Annotated in this window: 25 protein-coding genes, 2 tRNA genes and 2 pseudogenes; 10 read left to right on the top strand and 19 right to left on the bottom strand. The window is 66.5% G+C overall.

Going from position 1 to position 22422, the window contains the following annotated elements:
* Positions 1–194, bottom strand: a pseudogene (locus D1643_RS05435) (hypothetical protein); the annotation flags it as partial.
* Between the two features lie 341 nt (positions 195–535).
* Here D1643_RS05435 and D1643_RS11575 point away from each other — a divergent pair.
* The 4 genes from D1643_RS11575 to D1643_RS05415 all read left to right on the top strand — a co-directional run bounded on the left by D1643_RS11575 (position 536) and on the right by D1643_RS05415 (position 4223).
* Positions 536–757 (top strand): hypothetical protein, encoded by a 222-nt coding sequence (locus D1643_RS11575; protein ID WP_201750982.1) that lies wholly within the window; start codon positions 536–538, stop codon positions 755–757.
* A gap of 81 nt (positions 758–838) precedes the next feature.
* Positions 839–3175, top strand: coding sequence for a molybdopterin-dependent oxidoreductase (locus tag D1643_RS05425; protein WP_160709405.1), 2337 nt, complete (start codon positions 839–841; stop codon positions 3173–3175).
* Position 3176: 1 nt separating this feature from the next.
* Positions 3177–3512: an oxidoreductase gene (locus D1643_RS05420; protein WP_160709403.1), complete on the top strand. Its 336-nt coding sequence runs from the start codon at positions 3177–3179 to the stop codon at positions 3510–3512.
* A gap of 267 nt (positions 3513–3779) precedes the next feature.
* Entirely contained in the window at positions 3780–4223 is a 444-nt protein-coding gene (locus D1643_RS05415; RefSeq protein ID WP_160709401.1) for a response regulator transcription factor, read from the top strand.
* Between the two features lie 337 nt (positions 4224–4560).
* On the opposite strand, the gene D1643_RS05410 is transcribed toward D1643_RS05415, so the two are convergent.
* The 4 genes from D1643_RS05410 to D1643_RS05395 all read right to left on the bottom strand — a co-directional run bounded on the left by D1643_RS05410 (position 4561) and on the right by D1643_RS05395 (position 7328).
* Positions 4561–5379, bottom strand: a complete 819-nt coding sequence (locus D1643_RS05410; protein WP_160709399.1) for an energy-coupling factor transporter transmembrane protein EcfT — start codon at positions 5377–5379, stop codon at positions 4561–4563.
* Positions 5380–6204: 825 nt separating this feature from the next.
* Entirely contained in the window at positions 6205–6447 is a 243-nt protein-coding gene (locus D1643_RS05405; protein ID WP_160709397.1) for a BAG1 BAG family molecular chaperone regulator 1, read from the bottom strand.
* A 289-nt stretch (positions 6448–6736) separates the two neighbouring features.
* Positions 6737–7030 (bottom strand): HigA family addiction module antitoxin, encoded by a 294-nt coding sequence (locus tag D1643_RS05400; protein ID WP_370520297.1) that lies wholly within the window; start codon positions 7028–7030, stop codon positions 6737–6739.
* Positions 7031–7049: 19 nt separating this feature from the next.
* On the bottom strand, positions 7050–7328 hold the full coding sequence (locus tag D1643_RS05395) for a type II toxin-antitoxin system RelE/ParE family toxin (RefSeq protein ID WP_160709393.1): 279 nt from the start codon (positions 7326–7328) through the stop codon (positions 7050–7052).
* A 190-nt stretch (positions 7329–7518) separates the two neighbouring features.
* Here D1643_RS05395 and D1643_RS05390 point away from each other — a divergent pair, with 190 nt between their 5' ends.
* Complete coding sequence (locus D1643_RS05390) at positions 7519–8031, top strand: DNA-deoxyinosine glycosylase (RefSeq protein ID WP_201750981.1); 513 nt, start codon at positions 7519–7521, stop codon at positions 8029–8031.
* Positions 8032–8452: 421 nt separating this feature from the next.
* On the opposite strand, the pseudogene rplQ reads toward D1643_RS05390, so the two are convergent.
* The 9 genes and pseudogenes from rplQ to D1643_RS05345 form a co-directional block, all read right to left on the bottom strand.
* Positions 8453–8803, bottom strand: a pseudogene (gene rplQ, locus D1643_RS12225) (50S ribosomal protein L17); the annotation flags it as partial.
* A gap of 13 nt (positions 8804–8816) precedes the next feature.
* Positions 8817–9767: a DNA-directed RNA polymerase subunit alpha gene (locus D1643_RS05380; RefSeq protein ID WP_160709389.1), complete on the bottom strand. Its 951-nt coding sequence runs from the start codon at positions 9765–9767 to the stop codon at positions 8817–8819.
* Positions 9768–9796: 29 nt separating this feature from the next.
* Positions 9797–10423, bottom strand: a complete 627-nt coding sequence (rpsD, locus tag D1643_RS05375) for a 30S ribosomal protein S4 (RefSeq protein ID WP_160709387.1) — start codon at positions 10421–10423, stop codon at positions 9797–9799.
* Positions 10424–10441: 18 nt separating this feature from the next.
* A complete protein-coding gene (rpsK, locus tag D1643_RS05370; RefSeq protein WP_160709385.1) occupies positions 10442–10837 on the bottom strand; it encodes a 30S ribosomal protein S11 in 396 nt (131 codons plus the stop codon).
* 14 nt (positions 10838–10851) lie between these two features.
* Positions 10852–11220, bottom strand: a complete 369-nt coding sequence (gene rpsM, locus D1643_RS05365; protein ID WP_160709383.1) for a 30S ribosomal protein S13 — start codon at positions 11218–11220, stop codon at positions 10852–10854.
* 22 nt (positions 11221–11242) lie between these two features.
* Positions 11243–11356, bottom strand: a complete 114-nt coding sequence (gene rpmJ, locus D1643_RS05360) for a 50S ribosomal protein L36 (RefSeq protein WP_006363204.1) — start codon at positions 11354–11356, stop codon at positions 11243–11245.
* Positions 11357–11566: 210 nt separating this feature from the next.
* Positions 11567–11785 carry a translation initiation factor IF-1 gene (gene infA / locus D1643_RS05355; RefSeq protein WP_120361101.1) on the bottom strand — a complete coding sequence of 73 codons (219 nt, stop codon included), beginning with the start codon at positions 11783–11785 and terminating at the stop codon, positions 11567–11569.
* Positions 11786–12107: 322 nt separating this feature from the next.
* Positions 12108–12181 (bottom strand) — tRNA-Gln (locus D1643_RS05350).
* Between the two features lie 24 nt (positions 12182–12205).
* Positions 12206–12281: transfer RNA gene (locus tag D1643_RS05345), tRNA-Lys, on the bottom strand.
* Between the two features lie 172 nt (positions 12282–12453).
* On the opposite strand from D1643_RS05345, the gene D1643_RS05340 reads away from it, so the two are divergent.
* Complete coding sequence (locus tag D1643_RS05340; RefSeq protein ID WP_160709381.1) at positions 12454–12885, top strand: universal stress protein; 432 nt, start codon at positions 12454–12456, stop codon at positions 12883–12885.
* 548 nt (positions 12886–13433) lie between these two features.
* Here D1643_RS05340 and D1643_RS05335 read toward each other — a convergent pair.
* Complete coding sequence (locus tag D1643_RS05335) at positions 13434–14036, bottom strand: HD family phosphohydrolase (RefSeq protein WP_160709378.1); 603 nt, start codon at positions 14034–14036, stop codon at positions 13434–13436.
* Between the two features lie 298 nt (positions 14037–14334).
* Positions 14335–15474 (bottom strand): putative manganese transporter, encoded by a 1140-nt coding sequence (locus tag D1643_RS05330; RefSeq protein ID WP_160709376.1) that lies wholly within the window; start codon positions 15472–15474, stop codon positions 14335–14337.
* A 249-nt stretch (positions 15475–15723) separates the two neighbouring features.
* On the opposite strand from D1643_RS05330, the gene D1643_RS05325 reads away from it, so the two are divergent.
* Together D1643_RS05325 and lepB (D1643_RS05320) are read left to right on the top strand one after the other, a co-directional pair.
* Positions 15724–15969, top strand: coding sequence for a BrnA antitoxin family protein (locus D1643_RS05325; RefSeq protein ID WP_160709374.1), 246 nt, complete (start codon positions 15724–15726; stop codon positions 15967–15969).
* Positions 15970–16103: 134 nt separating this feature from the next.
* The gene (lepB, locus tag D1643_RS05320; protein WP_160709372.1) at positions 16104–16679 is read left to right on the top strand and encodes a signal peptidase I; all 576 of its coding nucleotides are present in this window, start codon (positions 16104–16106) and stop codon (positions 16677–16679) included.
* A 559-nt stretch (positions 16680–17238) separates the two neighbouring features.
* On the opposite strand, the gene crcB is transcribed toward lepB (D1643_RS05320), so the two are convergent.
* Positions 17239–17628, bottom strand: coding sequence for a fluoride efflux transporter CrcB (gene crcB / locus D1643_RS05315; protein ID WP_160709370.1), 390 nt, complete (start codon positions 17626–17628; stop codon positions 17239–17241).
* Between the two features lie 573 nt (positions 17629–18201).
* Between crcB and lepB (D1643_RS05310) the strand changes: the two genes are divergently transcribed.
* Together lepB (D1643_RS05310) and D1643_RS05305 are read left to right on the top strand one after the other, a co-directional pair.
* Positions 18202–19164, top strand: coding sequence for a signal peptidase I (gene lepB, locus D1643_RS05310; protein ID WP_160709368.1), 963 nt, complete (start codon positions 18202–18204; stop codon positions 19162–19164).
* A gap of 68 nt (positions 19165–19232) precedes the next feature.
* A complete protein-coding gene (locus D1643_RS05305; protein WP_160709366.1) occupies positions 19233–19628 on the top strand; it encodes a hypothetical protein in 396 nt (131 codons plus the stop codon).
* A gap of 347 nt (positions 19629–19975) precedes the next feature.
* Here the strand turns inward: D1643_RS05305 and groL are convergent, their stop codons facing one another.
* Both groL and groES read right to left on the bottom strand, forming a co-directional pair.
* Positions 19976–21604, bottom strand: coding sequence for a chaperonin GroEL (groL, locus tag D1643_RS05300; protein WP_160709364.1), 1629 nt, complete (start codon positions 21602–21604; stop codon positions 19976–19978).
* 169 nt (positions 21605–21773) lie between these two features.
* Positions 21774–22061 (bottom strand): co-chaperone GroES, encoded by a 288-nt coding sequence (groES, locus tag D1643_RS05295; RefSeq protein WP_160709362.1) that lies wholly within the window; start codon positions 22059–22061, stop codon positions 21774–21776.
* Between the last annotated feature and the right edge of the window lie 361 nt (positions 22062–22422).

The raw sequence follows: 22422 nt of genomic DNA, 5'->3' as shown, positions 1-22422 counted from the left end.
CCGGGAGCCGCAGGGGCGCCGGGGGCGGCGGGCACGCCGGGGGCCGCGCCGGGGGCGGCGGGCATGCCGGGCATCGAGGGCACCTTGGGCAGCTCGGCGCCGCACTCGGGGCACACGGTCAGGTCGAGGGCGCACTCGGCGCCGCACTTGGTGCACTTGTTAGTCATGGAAACAGCGGCTGGTCTAAAGCACATGGGAACTCCTTAACTAAACTGTCGTAAACAATTCGGGCTTATATGACGCTCACACTGTAATACCAATTCGTATAACTAATCAATATCTTTGTTTCTCCCTTTTTGAGAATAATCGAAGTATTAGGTAAGGTGTAAATGTTAATTACCCCTGATAAATGGCATATTTTTTCACCTTTTCAGAGCAAAGTGGTGGTGAATTATTGTCAAAAAAGAATATTCCCATTTTCAAATTTGTACTATTAATCTAAACCATTTCGTATTATGTTAAAGAAGCGCGTTGATACGGGATTTAAGACTGTTTGGTATTAACGCAATGAACGGATCGAGAGAAAGGCGAGATCATGTGCTTTAGACCTGCAGAAGCTGAGCTGCCCCCCGTCATGTGCCCGTCCTGTGGCAAGAAGATCAACCGCATCGGCGGCGCGCTCCCGTCCAAGTGCCCCTTCTGCAAGGAGCCGACCGACGGGATCGAGGACGCCGCTGCCGCCCCCGCCGCCCCGGCTGCGCCCGGCGCGCCCGCGGCCCCCGGAGCGCCGAAGCCCCCTGCCGCTCCGCAGCAGTAGTCCCAGCAGAACCGCCTGCCCTTCGGGCGGGCGTTTCGCATAGCAGTTCCAGTAGGGAGAGAAAGACGAGAGGAGAGGACTATGTCGGAAAGAATCATTGATTGCGGCGACGGCGTCATCAAGTGCCGTACCTGCGCGTGGTCTCCCCCGGGCGACCACCCGGTGGGATGCGGCATGTACCTGACCGTCAAGGACGGCAAGGTCGTGGACGTCGAGGGTGACCCCGACCACCCGATCACCAAGGGACGCCTGTGCGTGCGCTGCCTCACGCTTCCCGAGTACATGTACAACGAGAAGCGCGTCCTGACCCCGCTCAAGCGCGCCAAGGAAGACCGCGGCAAGGACAAGTGGGTCGCGATCACCTGGGACGAGGCGCTCGACATCATCGAGGAGAAGGTCAACTGGATCAAGGAGAACTGGGGCGCCGAGTCCATCGTCGCCTTCCAGGGCACCGGCCGTGAGGCGACCCTCTACAAGACCCCGCTGGCCTACGCCGCGCTGGGCACGCCGAACTCCTGCTTCCCCATGTCCGGCGACTCCTGCTACGGCCCCCGCTGCTCCGTGGCCGACTTCATCCTGGGCGCCGGCTATCCCGAGCTCGACTACGCCGCCTACTTCCCGGATCGCTACGACGACCCGCGCTACGAGGTGCCCAAGTACATCGTGCTCTGGGGCAAGGACCCGCTGTTCTCCAACCCCGACGGCTTCTTCGGCCACGCCCTCATCGACCTGATGAAGCTCGGCTCGAAGTTCATCGTGATCGACCCGCGCGTCACCTGGTGCGCCGCGCACGCTGAGTACCACCTGCAGCTGCGCCCCGGCACCGACGCCGCCCTCGGCCTCGGCATGATCAACTACATCATCGAGAACGACCTCTACGACCACGACTTCGTCGAGAACTGGTGCTACGGCTTCGACGAGCTCAAGGAGCGCGCCGCCCAGTACCCGCTCGACAAGGTGGAGGAGATCACCTGGGTGCCGGCTGACACCATCGCCGCGGCCTCTCGCGCCGTCGCCGAGAACCACCCGTCCTCCTTCATGTGGGGCCTGGCCATCGACACCAACGCCAACGGCGTGCAGGCCGGCCACACGGTGCTCATCCTGGCCGCCATCCTCGGCGACCTGGACGTCCCCGGCGGCGTCACCCTGGCCGTCCCGGCGTCGTTCATGGGCAAGTGGCGCTACGAGTGCGCCCAGCAGCTGCCTCCGGGCATGATGGAGAAGCAGATCACCGACCTGGAGCACTACCGCGGCTTCCAGGCGGCGCACGTCATCGCGCACCCCGACTGCATCCTCAACACCCTGGAGACCGACGAGCCCTACCCGCTGAAGATGGCGTGGTTCTACGCCACCAACGGCGTGGCCAACACCACCAACGCCCAGGGCAAGCGCTGGTTCAAGGCCCTCGAGAAGATGGAGTTCAACGTCTGCCAGGACGTGTTCCTCACCCCGACCGCCATGGGACTGTGCGACCTGTTCCTCCCCGTGACCACCTTCGCCGAGCATGACGGCATGGTGCTCCCCCACTTCGGCCGCAACACCCACATGGTCATGGCCATGAACAAGGTGTGCGAGGTGGGCGACTGCAAGTCCGACCTCGAGATCGACTTCATGGTGGGCAAGCGCCTCAACCCGAGCGCCTGGCCGTGGGACAACGTGGCTGACTTCTTCACCGAGCAGCTGCACAACGGCGGCGTGGACATGACCTTCGAGGACCTTCAGGAGGACGGCTGGCTGCAGATGCCGTTCGAGTACAAGAAGTACGAGAAGGGCCTGCTCCGCCCCGACGGCGAGCCCGGCTTCAACACCCCCACCGGCCTGGTCGAGCTCTGCTCGAGCCTCTATGCCGACTGGGGCGAGGATCCGCTGCCCTACTTCGAGGAGAACAAGCTCACGCCCTACACCCCGGGCCGTGAGGACCTGGCCCGCGACTACCCGCTGGTGCTGACCACCGGCGGTCGCGAGACCACCTCGTTCCACTCCGAGCATCGCCAGGTGCCCTCGCTGCGCGCCATCATGCCCGACCCGCTCGTGCAGATCAACCCGGAGACCGCCGAGAAGTACGGCATCAAGGACGGCGACTGGGTGTGCATCGAGAACCCGCTGGGCAAGGCCATCGAGAAGGCCCAGATCACGCCCACGGTCGACCCGCGCGTCATCCACGCCCAGCACGGCTGGTGGTACCCCGAGCAGGATCCGGAGGCCCCCAACCTCAACGGCGTGTGGAAGTCCAACATCAACAGCCTCATCCCCCATCAGGCCATCGGCCGCATCGGCTTCGGCGCTCCGTTCAAGAACGTCGCCTGCCGCATCTACAAGGTGGACGGCCTTGATGCTCTGGGCACCCTTGATCCCGACAGCCCCGAGGGCGCCATCGGGACCGACCCTGCTAGCTACGTAGCGACCAAGGAGGCCTAAGATGAGCCAGTATGCGCTGCTGATCGACTACAAGTACTGCACGGGCTGCCACGTCTGCGAGGTGTCCTGCCGCAAGGAGCACGACATTCCGCTGGAGGAGTGGGGCATCAAGCTCACCGAGCTCGGCCCGGTGAAGATGCAGGACAAGTGGCTCTGGGACTACCTGCCCGTGCCCTCTGACCTGTGCGACCTGTGCGAGGCGCGTGTCGCCGAGGGCAAGAAGCCCGCGTGCGTGCACCACTGCCTGGCCTCCTGCATGGAGCTCGTCCCCGTGGAAGAGGTTGGCAAGGTCATGGCCGAGCGCGGCCCGAAGGTGACCGCCTTCATGCCGCGGTAACCCCCGCAGCTTCCGCCAGAAAGGCGCCCGGCTCCGGCTGGGCGCCTTTTTTGTCATCGTCCCCCCGGGGGGGGACGCGTCGACGCCTCGCCGGGAGTCGACGCGTCCCGTGGCGCGAGAGCGGAACGCTCGCGTCCCCGCCCCCCCCCTGCGCACCCTGTCGGCCTCCTGCGTCCCGCCGGCCCCTTTTCCACCCCCTCCCTCCCATCTTTCGCTATACTTCCTACCAAAGGGTATTAGCTAATGCTTGGAAGTAAGCCAATGAACATGGATGAGAATAAAGTGCTCGAGAACGCTGCTATGCTCTACGGAGCCATTCCCGGATACCTGCTCGGCGACAAGAGCAAGGAGGAGGTCGCCCAGCTGCTGGTAGCCCTCATCGACTCCCTCGACGACATCGAGTACTCCCGCTCGGGAACGCCGCTCTACGATGTTATCGACGGCAACCTGCCCGGGCGCCGCAAGAAGTCGATCCTCGCGCTTGAGCGCCGCTTCGACCTGACCGAGCGCGAGGCGCACATCCTCCGCTTCCTGGCCAACGAGCGCAACCCCACCTACATCGCCAACGCCCTGGGCATCGCCCAGGCAACGGCCAAGGCGCACAAGTACTCCATCTTCAAGAAGCTGGGCGTCCATACCTCCGAGGAGCTGCGCTACCTGCTGGAGCACTACGAGTCCGACGACCAGATGCCCGACCCCAAGGGCGAGTAACGCCGCTACGGCGAGCGCGCGACCGCGGCGTGCCGGATGAGGCGCCACGGACTGGCGCGCGCTCGACGGCGGAGGCGGCGCTGGCGCCGAAGGCGGGAGCGCGACCGGGGCCGGGGTTGACGTGCGAGCGCGCTGGCGCCCGGGGCCGGCGTAGGCGGGGCAGGCTGACTCGCTGGCGTCCGGGGCCGGCGAGGACAGGGCTGGCTGGCACCCGGGGCATGCGACCGAGACCGATCGGGGGGGGCGTTCGCACGAGCACCCCCCCCGATCGGCAGGAACCCCCATCGCCCCACGCCCTCAACCGAGCCGCCAAGGCCGCCGTCGGGCCGAGTCGGCGCTAGACGGTCGCCATCACCACGCAGAGCGCCACGCCGACGACCAGCGCCGCGACATCTGCGACGCCCAGGCGCCGAGCCGACAGCGACGTGCGCGAGCCCGGCGCGCCGTAGCAGCGGGCGTCCATGGCCAACGCCAGCGCGTCAGCCCGGCGAAACAGCCCCACGAACAGCGGGATCATCATCGACGAGGCCGCCTTCAGCCGCGCCGCCAGGCTGCCGTCGAGCGCGCTGCCGCGCGACCACTGCGCGTCGCGCACCCGGCCGAGCTCCTCCGCCGTCAGGGGGATGAAGCGCACGGCCAACGCCAGCGCGGTGGCCGCGTCATCCACGGGCACGCGCAAGGGACGCAGCGGCGCGAGAAACCCCCGCAGCGCGTCGGTGAGCTCGGTGGAGGTGGACGTATAGCTGACCAGCAGGCTCCCCCACGCCAGAAGCACGATACGCAGGCCGAAGAACAACCCGCGGCCCAAGCCCGCCGACGGCGAGAGAGCCGCCAGCGCTGACGCGAGCGCGCTCTCCCCCGCCGTCGGAGCGCCCAAGCCGCCCGAGAGCGCGTTGAAGGCTACCGCGAAGGCGGCGATGACGTAGACGGGCGCGGCCATGGCCAGCACGCGGCCCCACGGCAGGCCGCTCGCGGCCAGTACGGCGCCCAGGAGCAGCACGGCGAGCTCGAGGCCTGTCCACGCGCCCGCCGCGAAGAGCGCAACGGAGTAAGCCGCCAGCAAGATCACCTTCACACGGGCGTCCAGGCGGTGCACGGGCGAGTCGCCCGGTAGGTAAGTCGATGTAGTGAGGCGCATGCTACCAGTATGGGCCATCCTGCGCGCCTCGCGCCCCGCAGGCCCCCTCTTTCCGGCGAGCCTCCTGCCCTTCCGGCCGCCGCAGCAGAGGCGACCTCGCGTTCGCGGCGGGTTTCTGCAAATTCGCACGGTTTTGCACCCACTAGCGGAGGCCTGAGCCCGTCCTGCGGCGCCACGACTCCCAGCCACCTGGGCCTACGCCGACGCGTCGTCTTCCGAACCGACCCCCAAGTCGTGACCCGAGTGCATAACCGTGCGAATTTGCAGGAGAGGGCCGCGAAACCTCAGCCTGCCCCTAAGCTGTCGCGAACAACCCTTCTCGTCCGCGCACGCCCCCCCCGCACGTCGCGGCCGCTCAGCGGCCTACCGCGCTTGCGGCACTACCACGCTAGCGACTGCCTCAGCCGCAAGCGCCGCGAACAGCCCCCGCACGCAGGCGACCCCGCGCGGGGGGGCAGAGGCTTCTCGCGGAAGGATCGTTGCCATGATGGAGAGCGCCGACATCACCATGCCTCAAATGCGCTCTTCTGCCCACCACGCAAGATGGCATGCCCCTGACCTGGAAAATCCAATTCCCGCATTCTAACGAGCCGAAAACGAGACCTCCAGAATGGTGACATCGGCGCTTTCTGTCCACCCGAATGCGCGATCGCAACTTTTTGTCCACCTCGATGCGATTCGCCCCTCCCAGGGCGAGGGCCCGCACGCAAGGCGGCCGCCAGGCGCCCCCAAAACCTGCCCCGCACGCAGACGCAAAGGCGCCTCCCGCGACAGCGGGAGGCGCCTCGTCTCGCCCGCTCTGACAAGGCGCGGGCCGGAGCCGTGTCTTGAACGTGCCGTGACCTACTTCGCGTCCTCCGCGAGCTCGCCGGCGAGCATCTCGGTGTTGATCTCCGCCTGGTCGAAGTCGAACGCGGTCTCGGCGGCCGCCGCCGCAGCGCCCTCGTGGGCCATCGCGTCGTAGTCATCCACAGAGGCCTCGGCCTCGGCGATGACCTCTTCCTCGATGCGCTCGAGGTCCTTGATGGCATCCTCGGTCTTCGCTGCCTCAGAGGCGGCGAACTCTGAAATCGTCTTGTCGTTCATGGTGCGGCTCCTTTCGCTGTGGCTGCCTTCGGGCGCGGCGGCAAAAACGCGGTGAGCTGTTAATCTCAGGTTCGAAAACGCTCGGCGTACGACATGGCGTCCAGCACGCCGGGTTCGCAGTGCGCCTTCTGCCAGCTGCTCCTAGCTGCATTGTAGAGAGGCCGCTCTGTGTCGCAGGAAGGAGCTTCGCCCCGTTAGCCAACGGTAACGCTGCGGTTCCGCGAGGGAAACCGGCGCCAGCGCCGACTGCGCGCCGCGCCCGCCGCCAAGGCCCGCAAGCGCCCTGCGGCTACAGGCAGGCCGCCCCGCCCCACGGCTTGATGCGCTTGAGCTCAGCGCCGAGGTCACGCCGTGCCATGTCGATGTCGTAGGCCGTCTGGGCCCGCAGCCAGTAGCCGTCGGTGAGCCCGAAGAACCGGCAGAGCCGCAAATCGGTATCAGCGGTGATGCGCCGGCGTCCGAGCACGATCTGGCCGATGCGCTGGGCCGGAACGCCTATCTCCTTGGCCAGGCGGTACTGGCTGATGCCGAGGGGTTCCAGGAACTCGTCCCGCAGAAGCTCGCCGGGGGTAACCGGCTTCACAGTCCCTCGCGGGGAAGCGTCAGTGGTAGTCAACGATCTCAACCTCCGCAGGTCCGGCATCCGTCCATGTGAAGCAGATGCGGTACTGATCGTTCACGCGAATGCTCCACTGCCCCTCGCGGTCGCCCCGAAGCTTCTCGAGCAGGTTGCCCGGCGGAACGCGAAGATCTTGCAGCGAGCCGGCGATCTGCAGCTGGCGCAGCTTCCGCAGGGCGACGCGTTCGAAGGCCACGAACCGCCTCACCCGCCGTCCCTCGGCAAGCTGCCGCGTGTCAGCATCTTTGTACGATACGATCATAGCGTAACGCCTCGCGTTAATAACGTCAAACGTTATTACTTGGCGCTTCGGATCCCGAAGCTACCACGGGAAGGGACAGGCGGCGTAAACGGCCGTTTACAAAGGGGGCTTTTCCCATGCAAGGGCCACGAGAGCGCCGCCACGGAGGGCGTCAGCGATGGCGGAGCGCGGGTTGCGCTAGACTGGGGCCATGACCATTGAGTCCGCGCATATCGTCCATCCGCTCGAGCCCGTATTCGATGGGGCCTCACGCGTGCTCGTGTTGGGGACGATGCCCTCGCCTAAATCGCGGGAGGTCGGGTTTTACTACGGGCATCCGCAGAACCGCTTCTGGCGCGTTCTGGCGGCCCTGTGGGACGCGCCGGTGCCCCAGGGCACCGATGAGCGCGCCGCATTCTGCCGGGAGCGTCACCTCGCGCTCTGGGACGTGCTGGCGTCATGCGATATCGCCGGGGCGTCCGACGCGAGCATCCGCAACGCGCGCCCCAACGACCTGGCGCAGGTGCTGGATGCCGCCCCCATCGCCGCCGTCGTCACCACGGGCGCCAAGGCAGCCGAGCTCTACCGGCGCTATGACGCGCCCCGCTGGCCCGCGCTGGCCCACCTCGCGCTCCCCTCCACGAGCGCCGCCAACGCCCGCATGGGTCTCGCCGAGCTTGTCGCCGCCTACGAGCCCCTCCGCGCGCTCGCCGGGGACGCCTGAGGCGGGGGGCCTCGGGCCCGGCGCGCCACCCTCCCCCAAAACGCACGAGGGGCCGTGCCCTGCGGCACGGCCCCTCGCTGATAGATGGATTCCTCACCCGAAGGCAAAGACAGGTCCGACGAAGGAGAACGTCAGGCTAGGCCTTGGCGTCGGCTTTCTCCTCCTCGGCCTTGGCGGCCTCAGCGTCCTCGGCAGCGGCGGCCTCAGCCTCCTCAGCCTCAGCCTTGGCCTCCTCGACGACCTCAGCGGCCTTCTCCTCGGCGGCGGCGTCGACAGCCTCGAGCTGCTCGGCGGTGCCGTCCTGCTCGAAGCCCAGGTCCTCGGCGAGCTCCTCGCTCTTGGCGACCTTCTTCGGCGCGGCCTTCTTGGCGGCCTTCTTCGCCGGCTTCTCATCGGCCTTCTTAGCGGCTACGGGCTCGGTGACGAGCTCCATGATCACCATGGGGGCGTTGTCGCCCTTGCGGTTGCCCAGCTTCATGATGCGGGTGTAGCCGCCGGGACGATCCTTGAACATGCCCTGCTCAACCTTCTCGAAGATCTCGCGGACGAGCTCCTTGTCGTTGAGGTAGGCGATGGCCAGACGGCGGGAGTGCAGGTCGCCGCGCTTGGCCCAGGTGATGACCTTGTCCACGTCAGGACGAATCTCCTTGGCGCGGGCCTCGACCGTCTTGATGCGGTCGTTGAGGAACAGGGCGGAAACCAGGCTGCGCTTCATGGCCTTGGTGTGGCTCCAGTCGGTGCCCAGCTTGCGCCCCTTCTTGTAGTGTCTCATGATCTCAAGTCTCCTAAAGCTTCAAGTTGAGGTCCATGGAAATGAGCTTGTCCTTCACTTCCTCGATGGACTTCGCGCCAAAGTTTCTGATGTTCAGCAGGTCGTTCTCGGAGAACTCGACCAGCTGGCGCACCGAGTGGATGCCGGCGCGCTTCAGGCAGTTGTAGGAGCGGACGGACAGGTCCAGATCCTCGATCTGCTTGTCGAGCTCGGCGTTGGACTCCTGGCCCTCCGGAGCGAAGATGGAGGGAACCTCGCCCTCTTCCTCCTCGCCGGTCTCGGACAGGCTCAGGAAGGCGCCCATGTACTGGTTGATGATGTTGGCGGCGCGGCACACGGCCTCGGTGGGCTTGATGCTGCCGTCGGTCTCCACCTCAAGCACCAGCTTGTCATAGTCGGTACGCTGGCCGACGCGGGTGTCGGTCACGTTCATCGTGCAGCGGCGCACGGGCGAGAACAGCGAGTCGACGTGGATGATGCCGATGGGGTCCTCGGTGCGCTTGTTGCGCTCGGCCGACACGTAGCCGCGGCCGATGCCGATGCGAATGGTCATGTCCAGCTGGCCGCCGTCCGCCACCGTAGCGATGACGTGCTCGGGGTTGACCAGCGTAAACTCAGTGGGAACCTCGAGGTCGGCGCCCGTGACGGTGCAGGGGCCCTCCGCCGACACATGGGCGGTGGCCTCCTCGACGTCCTCGCTCAGGGCCGAGAACACCAGACCCTTGACGTTCAGCACGATGTCGGTGATGTCCTCGATGACACCCTCGGCGGTCGTGAACTCATGCTGCACGCCCTCGATCTGAATCGCGGTAGCCTTCGCGCCGTCCAGGGAGGACAGCAGCACGCGGCGCATGGAGTTGCCCAGCGTGTTGCCGTAGCCTCGCTCGAGCGGCTCGACGATGTAGCGAGCGACCGTGTCGTTGACTTCTTCCGTTGTAACAGTCGGCCTCATGAACTCCGTCATGTTGTGACAGCCTCCTTACTATGCCGCGATTATTTCGAGTAAAGTTCGACGATGAGCTGTTCGCGAATGTCGGAATCGATTTGATCGCGCTGCGGAAGGGCAAGCACGCTGCCCTGAAGCTTCTCGATGTCAACCTCGAGCCAGGCCGGAACCTGCACGCGCTCGTTGGAGATGAGAGCGCTCTTGATGACGAGCATGTCGCGGGCCTTGGGGGCCACGGCGACGAGGTCGCCGGGGCGCACGCGGAAGGACGGGATGTCCACGCGGCGGCCGTTGACCTGGATGTGACCATGGCGGACCTGCTGGCGGGCCTCCGCGCGGGACTTGGCGAAGCCCAGGCGGTAGACGACGTTGTCCAGGCGGCTCTCCAGGATGCGCAGCAGGTTCTCGCCGGTGACGCCCTGCTGGCGGTTAGCCATGTCGTAGTAGTGGTGGAACTGCTTCTCCAGCACGCCGTAGATGCGCTTGGTCTTCTGCTTCTCACGCAGCTGGGTGCGGTATTCGCTTTCCTTCACGCGCTTCTTGCCAGCCTCGCCGGGGGCGTAGGCGCGGCGCTCCATGGCGCACTTCTCGGTGTAGCAGCGGTCGCCCTTGAGGAAGAGCTTCGCCCCCTCGCGGCGGCACAGCCGGCAGTCCGCTCCAGTATAACGAGCCATATCTATCGATCCTTTCAGTTACACGCGGCGGCGCTTCTTGGGGCGGCAGCCGTTGTGCGGGATGGGGGTGCAATCCTGAATGCTGGCGATCTCGAGGCCGGCGGCCTGCAGCGAGCGGATGGCCGTCTCGCGGCCGGAGCCGGGGCCCTTCACGAACACGGAGACCTTGCGCAGGCCGTGCTCCATCGCCGTCTTGGCAGCGGCCTCGGCGGCCATCTGCGCGGCGAACGGCGTGGACTTGCGCGAGCCCTTGAAGCCCACGGTGCCCGCAGACTGCCAGGAGATCACATTGCCCTGGGGATCGGTGATGCTCACGATCGTGTTGTTGAACGTAGACTTGATGTGGGCGGCGCCCACGGCGATGTTCTTACGCTCGGAACGCTTGATGCGCGTACGTACGTTTTTCTTAGCCACTGTTCGCTACCTCACTACTTCTTCTTGCCGCCGATTTGCTTGCGCGGACCCTTGCGGGTACGGGCATTCGTGTGGGTGCGCTGGCCGCGCGTGGGCAGGCCCTTGCGATGGCGCAGGCCGCGGTAGCAGCCGATCTCCATGAGGCGCTTGACGTTCTGGGTGACGTCACGACGCAGGTCGCCCTCAACCGTGAGGTTTGCCTGGATGTAGTCACGCAGCTTGACGAGCTCCTCCTCGGTGAGGTCGTCGGTGCGGGTGTCGGGATCGATGCCGGTTTCGGCAAGGATCTTCTTAGAGGTGGTCAGGCCAATGCCGTAGATGTAGGTCAAGGCGATCTCAATGCGCTTGTTGCGAGGAAGATCGACACCGATGAGACGTGCCATGTTCTTGTCCGTTCCTTTCTTCCTAGCCCTGACGCTGCTTATGGCGCGGGTTCTCGCAGATGACGAGCACCTTGCCATGGCGTCGGATGATCTTGCACTTGTCGCACATTTTCTTGACCGAAGGACGTACCTTCATATCACTTTCCTTTCGGTTATGCGGATTCCATCTATCGTTCACGTCCAGCCGCAGACGATTGCTTTCCAACAGGTACACCCGCGCGCCGCGTCCCGGCGGCCCGGGACATGCGCAGAGCGCAGAAGAGGACGCCTTCGGCCGCAGAGGCGGCGGAAGCGTCCGAGGAAGCGGAGCGCCACGGCACGACGGCCGCCGGCCCCTGGTCGCGCCCTACTTGAAGCGGTAGGTGATGCGGCCGCGGTTCAGGTCGTAGACGGAAAGCTCGACCGTCACCTTGTCGCCCGGCAGGATCTTGATGTAGTGCATGCGCATCTTGCCGGAAATGTGGGCCAGGATCTTGTGCCCGTTCTCGAGTTCCACGCGGAACATCGCGTTGGGCAGAGCCTCGAGCACGGTGCCCTCGAGCTCGATTACGTCTTCTTTAGCCAAAGGTGCTCCTCCAAGCAAATGGTCTTAAAACAGCAACGTGAGATATTACCACTGTTTTGCAAGGTTGCAAGGAGAAAACGAAATAAGCGCGCAAAACCAACAACCGGCGGTGCTGGTTCGCTTCGACCTGCTTGTCAGGCCTGCGGCTCGAAGCCGCGCGGTTGTCGCGCGAGAGGCGCAACCGCCAGGTACTCGCGCCTTCCCCACGGGAGGCGCAGCCGCCTTGTCGGCTGTGGTAGACGCATTGTAGCGCAACGGGCGATCGGGGGCAAACGCCCCGCGTGCGCCGCACGGCCCGACGCCGCAGGGCGGCGAGGCGCATTGGCTGGGGTACTAGGATTCGAACCTAGGTAGCTGGTACCAAAAACCAGAGTCCTGCCGTTGGACGATACCCCAGCGACAACGGTGCGTGCAAAGGGATGGTGGGCCGTGAGGGAATCGAACCCGCGACCTTGGGATTAAAAGTCCCCTGCTCTGCCAGCTGAGCTAACGGCCCGGCTCCTTTACACGAGGGTTCATTCTAGCCGTGAAGCCGGGGCGGGTCAACGGCAACCTAGGCGTCCGCGCTCCCCTGGCAACGCCTTCGCGGCACGCGGCAGATCCACGCGCCGAACGGGCGCCGGCGTACTACAATAGGCCCATCGACACCCAAGAGAGAGGACCTGCCCATGTGGACGCGCAAGATCCTGGTGGCCTACGACGGCTCGGCCCCGTCTCGCCGCGCGCTCGAGCTGGCAGCGCAGGTGGCTGGCGCCGACCCGACCGTCGAGCTGGTGCTCGCCCACGTCGTGCGCCTGTTCTCCTCCGGCGCAGCCGCCGCGGGCATCGACGCCGTCATCATGGACGACGCCGCATCGGTGCGCGCCGAGCTGGAGGCGGTGGCCGAGATGCTGCCCAACCCAGCCGAGGTGCGCCTACTGCGCGGCACCTCCCCGGCCGACCTCATCGTCAGCTGCGCCATCGAGGAGGGCTGCGACCTCATCGTCATGGGCAGCCGCGGCCAGGGCGGCGTCAAGGGCTACCTCGGCTCGGTGAGCTACGCGGTGACGAAGGAGTCACCCGTGACGGTGCTCATCGCCAAGGACGGCGCCCGGCAGTAGCGCGCGAGGGCGCGACGGGGAGGACGAAAGCGCGTTGCGCGGCGGGCGCGTGGCGCAGCGGGGGGGCAGCACCCGGCCCGGGCTGTCGACGCGATGACGTCAGAGCCTTGGGGAAGGCGGCTGGGACGGTTTCGGCGGCGCCCGTCGAAACCGTCCCAGCCGGAGCCACCGCTGCCGGAATCGTCCCGGCCGGAGCCGCCGCTGCCACTTTTTCGCCGCGAAATGGCGGTTATCTGCGAGTTGGCGGGGTAAAGCGCCCCCCCAGCGGCCATCGCAGCTCCAGGCCTTCGCGCCTTCCCGCCGCACCACGCGATTCTGTGCATCCGCGCCACGTCAGGCATGCCAAATCGCACCTTACTGCCACTCTAACCGCGAAATGTGGCACTAAACCCGAGTTCGGTACGGTCCGTAACGGCTACGAGGGTCGAAATCGGCGTTTTCGGAGCCCCCGGAGGCGAAAAAGCGCAAAAAAGGCGCCCCGATAACCCGAGGCGCCGTACCAAACTGACGATCTGTGCCACGAAATAGGAAAAATGTGGCGGTGAGCCCTACTCAGCCGGGACGAAGGTGTCGCGGTCGGGTGCGAAGGACTGCATGGCCTCGATGGTGCGGGCGAACAGCTCGTCGAGCTCCCAGCCGAGCATCGCAGCGCCACTGCGGATGACCTCGCGGTCGACGCCGGCGGCGAAGCGCTTGTCCTTGAACTTCTTCTTGAGCGACTTCACCTCGAAGTCCATGACGCTCTTCGACGGGCGCATGACCACCGCCGCGCCGATGAGCCCGGTCAGCTCCTCGGTGGCGAACAGGATCTTCTCCATCTGCAGCTCCGGCTTGGGCAGGTCGGGGTTGAAGTCGGAGGTGTGCGACTGGATGGCGCGGATGAGCTCGGAGGTGCCGCCGGCCGCCTCGATGAGCGGCGCTGCGTACAGGGTGTGCTTCTCAGGCTCGTCGTCGTGCTCCTCCCAGTCCAGGTCGTGGAGCAGGCCCACGATGCCCCAGAACTCCTCGTTTTCGGGATCGTACTCGCGGGCGAAGTAGCGCATGGTCTGCTCGACCGTCTCGCCGTGCTCGATATGGAAGGCGTCCTGGTTGTGCTCCTGGAGCAGGGCGAAGGCGTCGTCACGGGTCATTCCGGCGTTCAGCGTGGCCATGGGGAGTTCCTTTCTCGCAGCCCCGGCAGCCGCAGGCGGCCCGGGGCGTCTTTCGTCTGGGGACACTATACCCGCTGTGGCGCAGGCGTCCAATGGAGCGGTGGACAAACGCACGGCGACGCCATTTGGCACGCAGGACAATGGGGCAACGCAGCCGTGATCAGCGCCGGCCGCCGCCGCAGGACGGGGAGCGCCAGGCAAGATGCTGCCCCACGCGAAACCGCGAAGGTGGCGAAGCCCGCGCCGGGCGGCTGCCCGCGGGGCGCCCCCCCGCGGGCAGCCGCCGATTCCCAGATGGCTAGAACGTCACGCCCAGGCCGGTGGCGATGAGGCCCCAGATCACGCCCGTGACGTAGAGGCCGGCGACGATGGCGAGGTTCTGGCGCCAGTGGCGGTTGGCGCGCACCAGCACGAGCAGCCCCACGCCGGCGGACACCAGCAGGCCAGCCAGCATGGCGCCCGACCCCAGCACGCCCTCCAGGTACAGCTCGGCGATGACCACGCTGGCGGCACAGTTGGGGATGAGGCCCACGAGCGCGCTGGCCAGCACCGACACCGTGGGATTGGCGCCCAGGAAGTCGGCGAGCACGTCCTCCCCCACCACCTCGAGCACCGCGTTGAGCGCAAGCGTGATGACGAAGATGAACACCGTCACCTGCACCGTATGGACGATCGCGCTCTTGGCGATGCCCTTCCAGCCATGGTCGTGGTCATGGCTATGGTCGTGGGAGCAGCAGCCGCGGACGTGATCGTGGGCGGAATCGGCGACGGCGTCGGCCGGATGCTCGGCATGGGCGGCCAGGTCGCCCAGCAGGCCCTCGGACTCGGTCGCGGCCTTGAGCGCAGCATGGGCGGCACGCGCCTCCGCGTCCGACGCCGCCCGGGCGCCGGCCGCGGCCAGCGCGTCGTCGTGGTGGCCGTAGACCAGGGCCGGGTTCTCCTCGCAGGCGGCGCAGTCCTCGTGGCAGCCGCAGTTGTCGCGCTCACACAGCTCGTGGATGCGCAGATCCTGGCGGTCGCGCCGCGCCAGGCGCAGCGCTGCGTCCACGATGAAGCCCATCACCATGCCGACGACCACCTTCGCGCCCATGATGGACAGGATGGTGGTGGCCGGCACCTGCTCGGCGAGGAAGATGGGCAGCATCTCATCGGAGGTGGAGAGGAACACGGCGAAGAGCGTCCCCAGGGTGATGACGCGGCCGGCCCACAGGGTAGCCGCCATGGCCGAGAACCCGCACTGGGGTACTACGCCCAGAAGCGCGCCGACCACGGGCCCGGCAGCGCCGGCATGGCGGATGGCCTCCTGGGTGCGGCCGGCCGTCTTGTGCTCGAGCCACTCCATCAGCAGGTAGGTGACGAAGAGGAACGGGATGAGGTAGAGCGTGTCCGAAACCGAGTGCTCCAGGACGTGCTCGGCTATGTGCGCGATGTTTTCCATGACGGCGATTGTAGCCCAAGGCTGCGGAGCGCTCCCCCGTCGTGCGGCCCGCGGGGCAAAACGCCGCCCAGCCGTTACAGAGCGCGTGCGGCTCCACCGCGTCCATCGCAACGCCCCGCCGCTCGGGAGAAACCTGAGCAGCCGGCTGAGAAATTTTCTCCTGCCGTATTGAATGTATTGCTCATATATGTACAATAGCAATACGCTTTTGAGACGACGAAACCACACCACAAACCTACGAGGGCGTCTATGAAGTCAAAGGGAAACAACGCTGCGGCGAGGTCTGGGCTCGCCCGAGGCGCGGCCGTTGGCCGTGGCGCGGGCGCGTCTGACAACGCCAAGAAGGAGCGCAAGCCCGTGACGATGCGCCTTGACTTGGATGTCATCGACTACTTCAAGGCCGAGGCGGATCGCACGGGCATTCCCTACCAGAACCTGATAAACCTCTACCTGCAGGAATGCGTGGCCGAGGGCAAGACCCTCCGCTTCGCCTGACCTGCGAGCGCCGCTCGCGGGCGGCTGTCCGCATACGCGCGGGCAGCCGACGCCAAGGCCGGCGCGCCACTCGCCATCCACGAGCGACCCGAGCACGACCCGAGCACTACCCGAGCACAACCCCGAGGAGCACCATGTACGCAGGAGACCACGCGCGCAGCAACGCGCCCGCCATCAAGCGGGCCCTGCGGCGCCTCATTGGCTTCCTCCTGCTGTTCGCGGTGGCCAACTGGGGCATCATGCCGCTGGCCCTGCAGGCCTACGCCATCCCCTCCGGCTCCATGGAGGGCACCATCCTCGTCGGCGACCGCGTCTACTCCGAGCGCATCAGCTACTACCTGCACGAACCCGAGCCGGGCGACATCATCACCTTCCACGATCCTGCGGCACCCGATCGCATCCTCATCAAGCGCGTCATAGCCACCGGCGGCCAGACCGTCGACCTGGCGGACGGCCGCGTGCTGATAGACGGCCAGCCGATCGACGAGCCCTACACGGGCGGAAAGCCGACCTACCCGCTCGACCCCGCGTGGAACGTGGAGCTGAGCTACCCCTACGTCATCCCCCACGACGAGCTCTGGGTCATGGGAGACAACCGCACCAACTCGCAGGACTCGCGCTACTTCGGCAGCGTCCCCGTCGAGTCGGTGACGGGAAAGGCCGTGTTCACCTACTGGCCCGTGCCGCGCATCGGCCTGCTCGACGCCTAAGGAGCGCCCTTCGAGAAGACCCTCACCACCGCGATCTCCCGAGCAGCCGCAGGAGCGCCCCGCCGGCAGAACTCGGGCCCTCGCCAGCCGGCCGACCGGGCATTTGCTCGTCGAGCCGCCGCCCGCGAGGGCAGCCCGGAAGTCGTCCGCGCCGCCAAGGCCGACGCAGGGGCCCCACCTTCGGGAGATCGCCTTTCTTTCGATCATTCGACAGCGCCAGGGAGCCGGGTCCCCCGCCCCGCATCCCAGCAGAAGGCGCGAAAAAAGGGAGCAGCCGCCTGCAGCTGCTCCCTTCTCTTTTATGCCAGGAAGCCCGGAACGCAGCGCGAGGACGGATGCCAGTTTCGTCTTCGCGCACAACCGTGTTTCACGTGAAACATTCGTACGTGCTTTTGCGCGTTGCATGCGGCGGCGTGCCCAGCCGGCCCGCACCCACTCCGTCAACCGTTCGCGGCCGGGCGGGGCCTTGCGCCGTAGCAGGGTCGACGAGGGCGGAGGCTCGCTTGAGAACCCGCGCCCCATCCAGCTCGCCGCAATCGAACGCGCCGGATCTCGCGCATCATTCCGCCAGGCCGAGGACGCCGAGAACCGTGCGGGCGAGAGCCTTTCCCAGCAGGACGCCGACAAGGCAGCACACCAGACTTGCGCCCGCGTAGGTAGCACCGAGGGTCAGTTGGCCGCCCTCCAGAAGCTCGACGGTCTCGAGAGAGAACGTCGAGAACGTGGTGAAGCCGCCGCACACGCCCGTCTTGAGGAACAGCAGCGCCTCGGGCGAGAGCCCCTCCGTGCGTCCGGCGGCCTCGGCCAGCGCGCCGATAGCCACGGCACCCAGCAGGTTCACCGCAAACGTCGCCCACGGGAAGGCCCCCGCGAAGGGCACGAGCCCCATCCCGTAGCGCAGCACGGCCCCCACAAACCCGCCGACCCCCACGCACAGCACCGCCCCCATGGATCCTCCTCGCACTTATCGCTCAGCCGCCTCGCACGGCCGGTCGAGCACCGTGCAAGGACTTGCCGACCATGATAGCCCAACGACGCCGCCCTGCCGCGCTCCGTGGCGCAACGTCGCCGACCATGCTGGAGCCTTTGCCGCGACGCGCCCTGACATCGAGACGCCACTGCAGCACGCAGCGTCCCCTCACCGCCAGCCGCCCCCCGCCCCACGCACTATCTCCTTCGCAGCCTTCCGTTGATCACGTACGTCATCTCCTCGCTCCATCTGCTTCGCGCAAATGTTTCACGTGAAACATTTGTGCGCGCGATTCGCAACCCGCAAGCCGGAAGGCGGGGTTCTCGCCGAGCGGCGCTTCCGCTAGAATGCGGGGTACCACACCGCATGCCCCGGCCTCCGGGGACTGCTCCACAACCGAATACCCCGATGAATGACCGAGATGGAGGGCATCCGCCTTTCAAGGTCATTCACGTTCGTGGAGCCTTGCGGTGTGGTAACTGTGGTGGATGCCTTCCACATCGAGCGTCCGGCCTCCCCGCAGAAAAAGCCACCCTGCGGAAAGGAGCCTCCATGGACGCCGGCACGACCATCGCCCTCATCGCCTACTTCATCATCGGCATCGTCATCCCCATCGCCGCCTCCGTCGCCTTTGGCGTCTGCAGCGCCAACATCGCCCGGAAGAAGGGCTACAGCTACGGCGGGTTCTTCGCCCTGGGATTCTTCACCTGGCTCATCGGCCTGATCATCGCGCTGTGCCTCAACGACCGGAATCCGGCCCCGGATCCCTCTCACGAGGCGGTCTCGGCGGCCGACAGCATCCTGAAATACAAGATGCTCCTCGACCAGGGGGCCATCACTCCCGCCGAGTTCGACGCCAAGAAGGCGGCGCTGCTCGGCGTTGCCGCAGCCTCGGGCGCCTCTCCGGGCGTCCCCGGCGCGGGAGCCCAGCCGACCGCCGTCCCCGACGCAGGCGCTCCGTCCCAGCCGGCCGCCGCGGCGGGCACGACGATCCCCGCCGCGCCCAAGAAGCACCGAACCGGCTGCGTCGTCGCCGTCGTGATCGGCATCGTCCTGTTCATCGCCATCGCCGTCTTGGTCTGCCTCTTCATGTTCACCCGCGTCTGCGAAGTGCGCAGCGGGTCGATGGAGGACACCATCATGGCCGGCGATGGGGTGGCCGTCGAGAACGTCAGCTATCGGTTCGGCACGCCGCTGCCGGGCGACGTCATCGCCTTCCAAGATCCCGAGATCCCCGATCGCACCCTCTTCAAGCGCGTCGTCGCCACCGAAGGGCAGGTCGTCGACCTGGTAGACGGCCAGGTATACGTGGATGGCGCGCCCCTCGACGAGCCGTACACCGCCGGTAAGCCCACCTATCCGCTCACCCCCGCCTACGGCACGTCCATCACCTACCCGTACGAGGTCCCCGCCGGGCAGCTGTGGGTGATGGGAGACAACCGCACCAACTCGCAGGACTCCCGCTACTTCGGCGCCATCCCCGCGAGCTCCGTCATCGGCAAGGCACTGCTCTAGAAAGGAATGCCCCTATACTGCTCGACTCCGATGCTGACAAGCCCAATCCGGTTCTTTCGACCCTGGTGGTGATCGTCTGCCTGATTCTCCTGTTCTCGCTCTTCGTCTTCGCCTTCGCCTCGGCGCATGTCGCGGATCGCAAGGGCGAGGGCTATGCGACCTTCTTCTTCGTCGGGCTGTTCCTGGGCGCCTTTGGCCTCGCCATCGTGGCGGCGCTTCCCGACCGGCGCATCCAGCGCAGCCGCAATCTGGCCGAGGGACTGCTGGCCTGCAAGCAACTGCTGGACGCCGGCGCCATCACGGCCGAGGACTTCGGGCAGATGCAGGCGGACTTCGCCGTGGAGATGGAGGACCAGCGACGCAAGAGCATCGTCCCGAAGCTGGTCGTGGGCATAGGCGCCGTCGTCATCGTGGCCATCATCGGCGCCGCGTTCGGGCTGCCGTTCTTCATCTCCCTCTTCTAGGGAGCACCCGCCCCGAGGCACCCGCCTCGCGGGCGCTGCCCGCAAGCAGCGCCCGCGGCGAAGAGCCCCCCCCCGGCGAACCCGCCTAGGCGAGTCTCCCGTCTCGAGCTCCCGTCTTTCCCCACCATGAGTGTTTCACGTGAAACATTTGTGCGCCCAAACAAACGGCCCGTCGCAGGCGACACCCGGTCGCGGCGCCCCACCCCCCAACGCAAAGGAGGCGGCCCTGCGGGGTCGCCTCCTTCCGAGTTAGCTGCACGCGCGGCGCCGGGTGGCGCTTTGCGCGGGGTGCGCGTGGCGTCGGCCGACGGGCCGAGCACCGTACGCGGGTTGTGCGGGCGCGCGGCCTAGTACATGCCGCCGCCACCGCCCATGGCGCCGGCCAGGGCGGACAGGTCCGGGCCCTCGGCCGGGATCTCGTTGATGGTGGCCTCGGTGATGAGGATGAGGCCGGCCACGGACGCCGCGGACTGCAGCGCGGTGCGGGTGACCTTCACCGGGTCGTTGACGCCCATGGCGATCATGTCGCCCTGCTCGCCGGTCTTGTAGTTGCGACCCCAGCCGGCAGCCGCCTTCTTGACCTCGGCGACCTCGACAGAGCCCTCGAAGCCGGCGTTCTCGGCGATGCAGCGCAGCGGAGCCTCCAGGGCGCGGCGGATGATGTCGACACCCACCATCTCCTCAGCGTCGCCCTCGACCGCCTCCAGCGCGGGGATGGCGTTGATGAGCGCCACGCCGCCGCCGGCGACGATGCCCTCCTCGACGGCCGCGCGGGTGGCCTGCAGGGCGTCCTCGATGCGGGACTTCTTCTCCTTGAGCTCGGACTCGGTGGCAGCGCCCACCTTGAGCACGGCCACGCCGCCGGAGAGCTTGGCCAGGCGCTCCTGGAGCTTCTCGCGGTCGAAGTCGGAGTCGACGCGCTCCAGCTCGGCCTTGATCTGGGCGATGCGGTCGTCGATGGCCTTTTTGTCGCCCGCGCCGTCCACGATGAGCATGGTGTCCTTGGTCACCTTGACGGTCTTGGCGGTGCCGAGCATGTCGATGGTGGCGTCGGCCATGGTCATGCCGAAGTCCTTGTCCACCACCTGGGCGCCGGTGACGGCGGCCATGTCCTCGAGGATGCGCTTGCGGCGGTCGCCGAAGCCGGGGGCCTTGACGGCCACGCAGTTGAAGGTGCCGCGCAGCTTGTTGAGCAGGATGGTGGCCAGGGCCTCGCCCTCCACGTCCTCAGCGACGAGGAACAGCGGACGGCCGGACTTCATGACCTCCTCCAGCAGCGGGACCATGTCCTGGATGTTGGAGACCTTCTGGTCGGTGAGCAGGATGAAGGGATCCTTGAGCACCGCCTCCATCTTCTCCATGTCGGTGGCCATGTAGGGGGAGATGTAGCCGCGGTCGTACTGCATGCCCTCGACGATGTCCATCTCCAGGCCGAAGGTCTGGGACTCCTCCACGGAGATGGCGCCGTCCTTGCCCACGGCGTCCATGGCCTCGGCGATCTTCTCACCGATCTGCGCGTCGCCGGCGGAGATGGTGCCGACGTTGGCGATCTGCTCCTTGGTGGAGACGGGGGTGGCGGCGTCCTTGATGGCATCGACGACCACCTCGGTGGCCTTCTCGATACCGCGGCGGATGCCGAGGGCGTCAGCGCCGGCGGTGACGTTCTTCAGGCCCTCCTTGACGATGACGTCGGCCAGCAGCGTGGCGGTGGTGGTGCCGTCGCCGGCGACGTCATTGGTCTTGACGGCGACCTCGCGGACGAGCTGGGCGCCCATGTTCTCGATGGGATCCTCCAGGTCGACCTCCTTGGCGACGGTCACGCCGTCGTTGGTGATGAGGGGGGCGCCGTAGGACTTCTCGAGGGCCACGTAGCGGCCCTTGGGGCCGAGGGTCACCTTGACGGCGGCGGCCAGCTTGTTGACGCCGGAGGCCAGGCCGCTGCGCGCGTCGGAGTCGAACTTGATTTCCTTAGCCATGGTTCAGCTTTCCTTTCATAGGTTCCAATAAAGAGAGGCAGGCTTTTCGTGGTGAGTCGCATGACCCCGAAAGGCCGAGCCAGCGCGAGCTCAGCAGCCTTACGGCTGCGTGCGAGCCCGGCGAAGAGCTTGGGGGGCAGGCGGCCGCCACGAAAGGCCGTCAGGCTGGTTAGGCGATGACGGCGTAGAGGTCGTCGGCGCGGAGGATGAGCACGTCCTCGCCGTCAACCGTGATCTCGGTTCCGCCGTACTTGCCGTAGATGACCTTGTCGCCCTCCTTGACGGGCATGGGGAGGTGCTTGCCGTCCTTGTCCAGCTTGCCCTCGCCGACGGCCAGAACGATGCCGGTCTGCGGCTTCTCCTTGGCATCATGGGCCAGGTACAGGCCCGACGCCGTGGTGACCTCGGCCTCGTCCTGCTTGATGATGACGCGATCGCCCAGGGGCTTCAAATTCATGATCTGCCTTCCTTTCGAGATGCTGTTCGGAGCGCGTGTCCAGTGCTTCATTTAACCACTCCGATTTAAGGAGTGCTAGCACTCTTGTTTAACGAGTGCTAAACAAGGGCCTATCATAGCAGTGGCAAAGGAGAATGCAAGCGGCAGAAGGAAATCTCAGCGAGACGCACTGAGATTTCAGAAGGTCGCCATATTTGGGGGAGACGCGGCTTCGCGACGGCCCACCCGACGCTGGGGCGGAAACGTCACGACGCGATGCGCGCGGCGAGAGCACGTCCCGCAGGTCCCCGCGGCGCCGGGCGACCCGCCCGCCGCGAAGCCGGGCCCGCGGCGCGGTCGCAGAGCCGGCCAACCGCCCGCG

Source organism: Enterorhabdus sp. P55 (genome assembly GCF_009911695.1).
Lineage (GTDB): Bacteria > Actinomycetota > Coriobacteriia > Coriobacteriales > Eggerthellaceae > Enterorhabdus.
The sequence above is the reverse complement of the archived record's forward strand: the minus strand, read 5'-3'. Positions and strand labels throughout refer to the sequence as shown.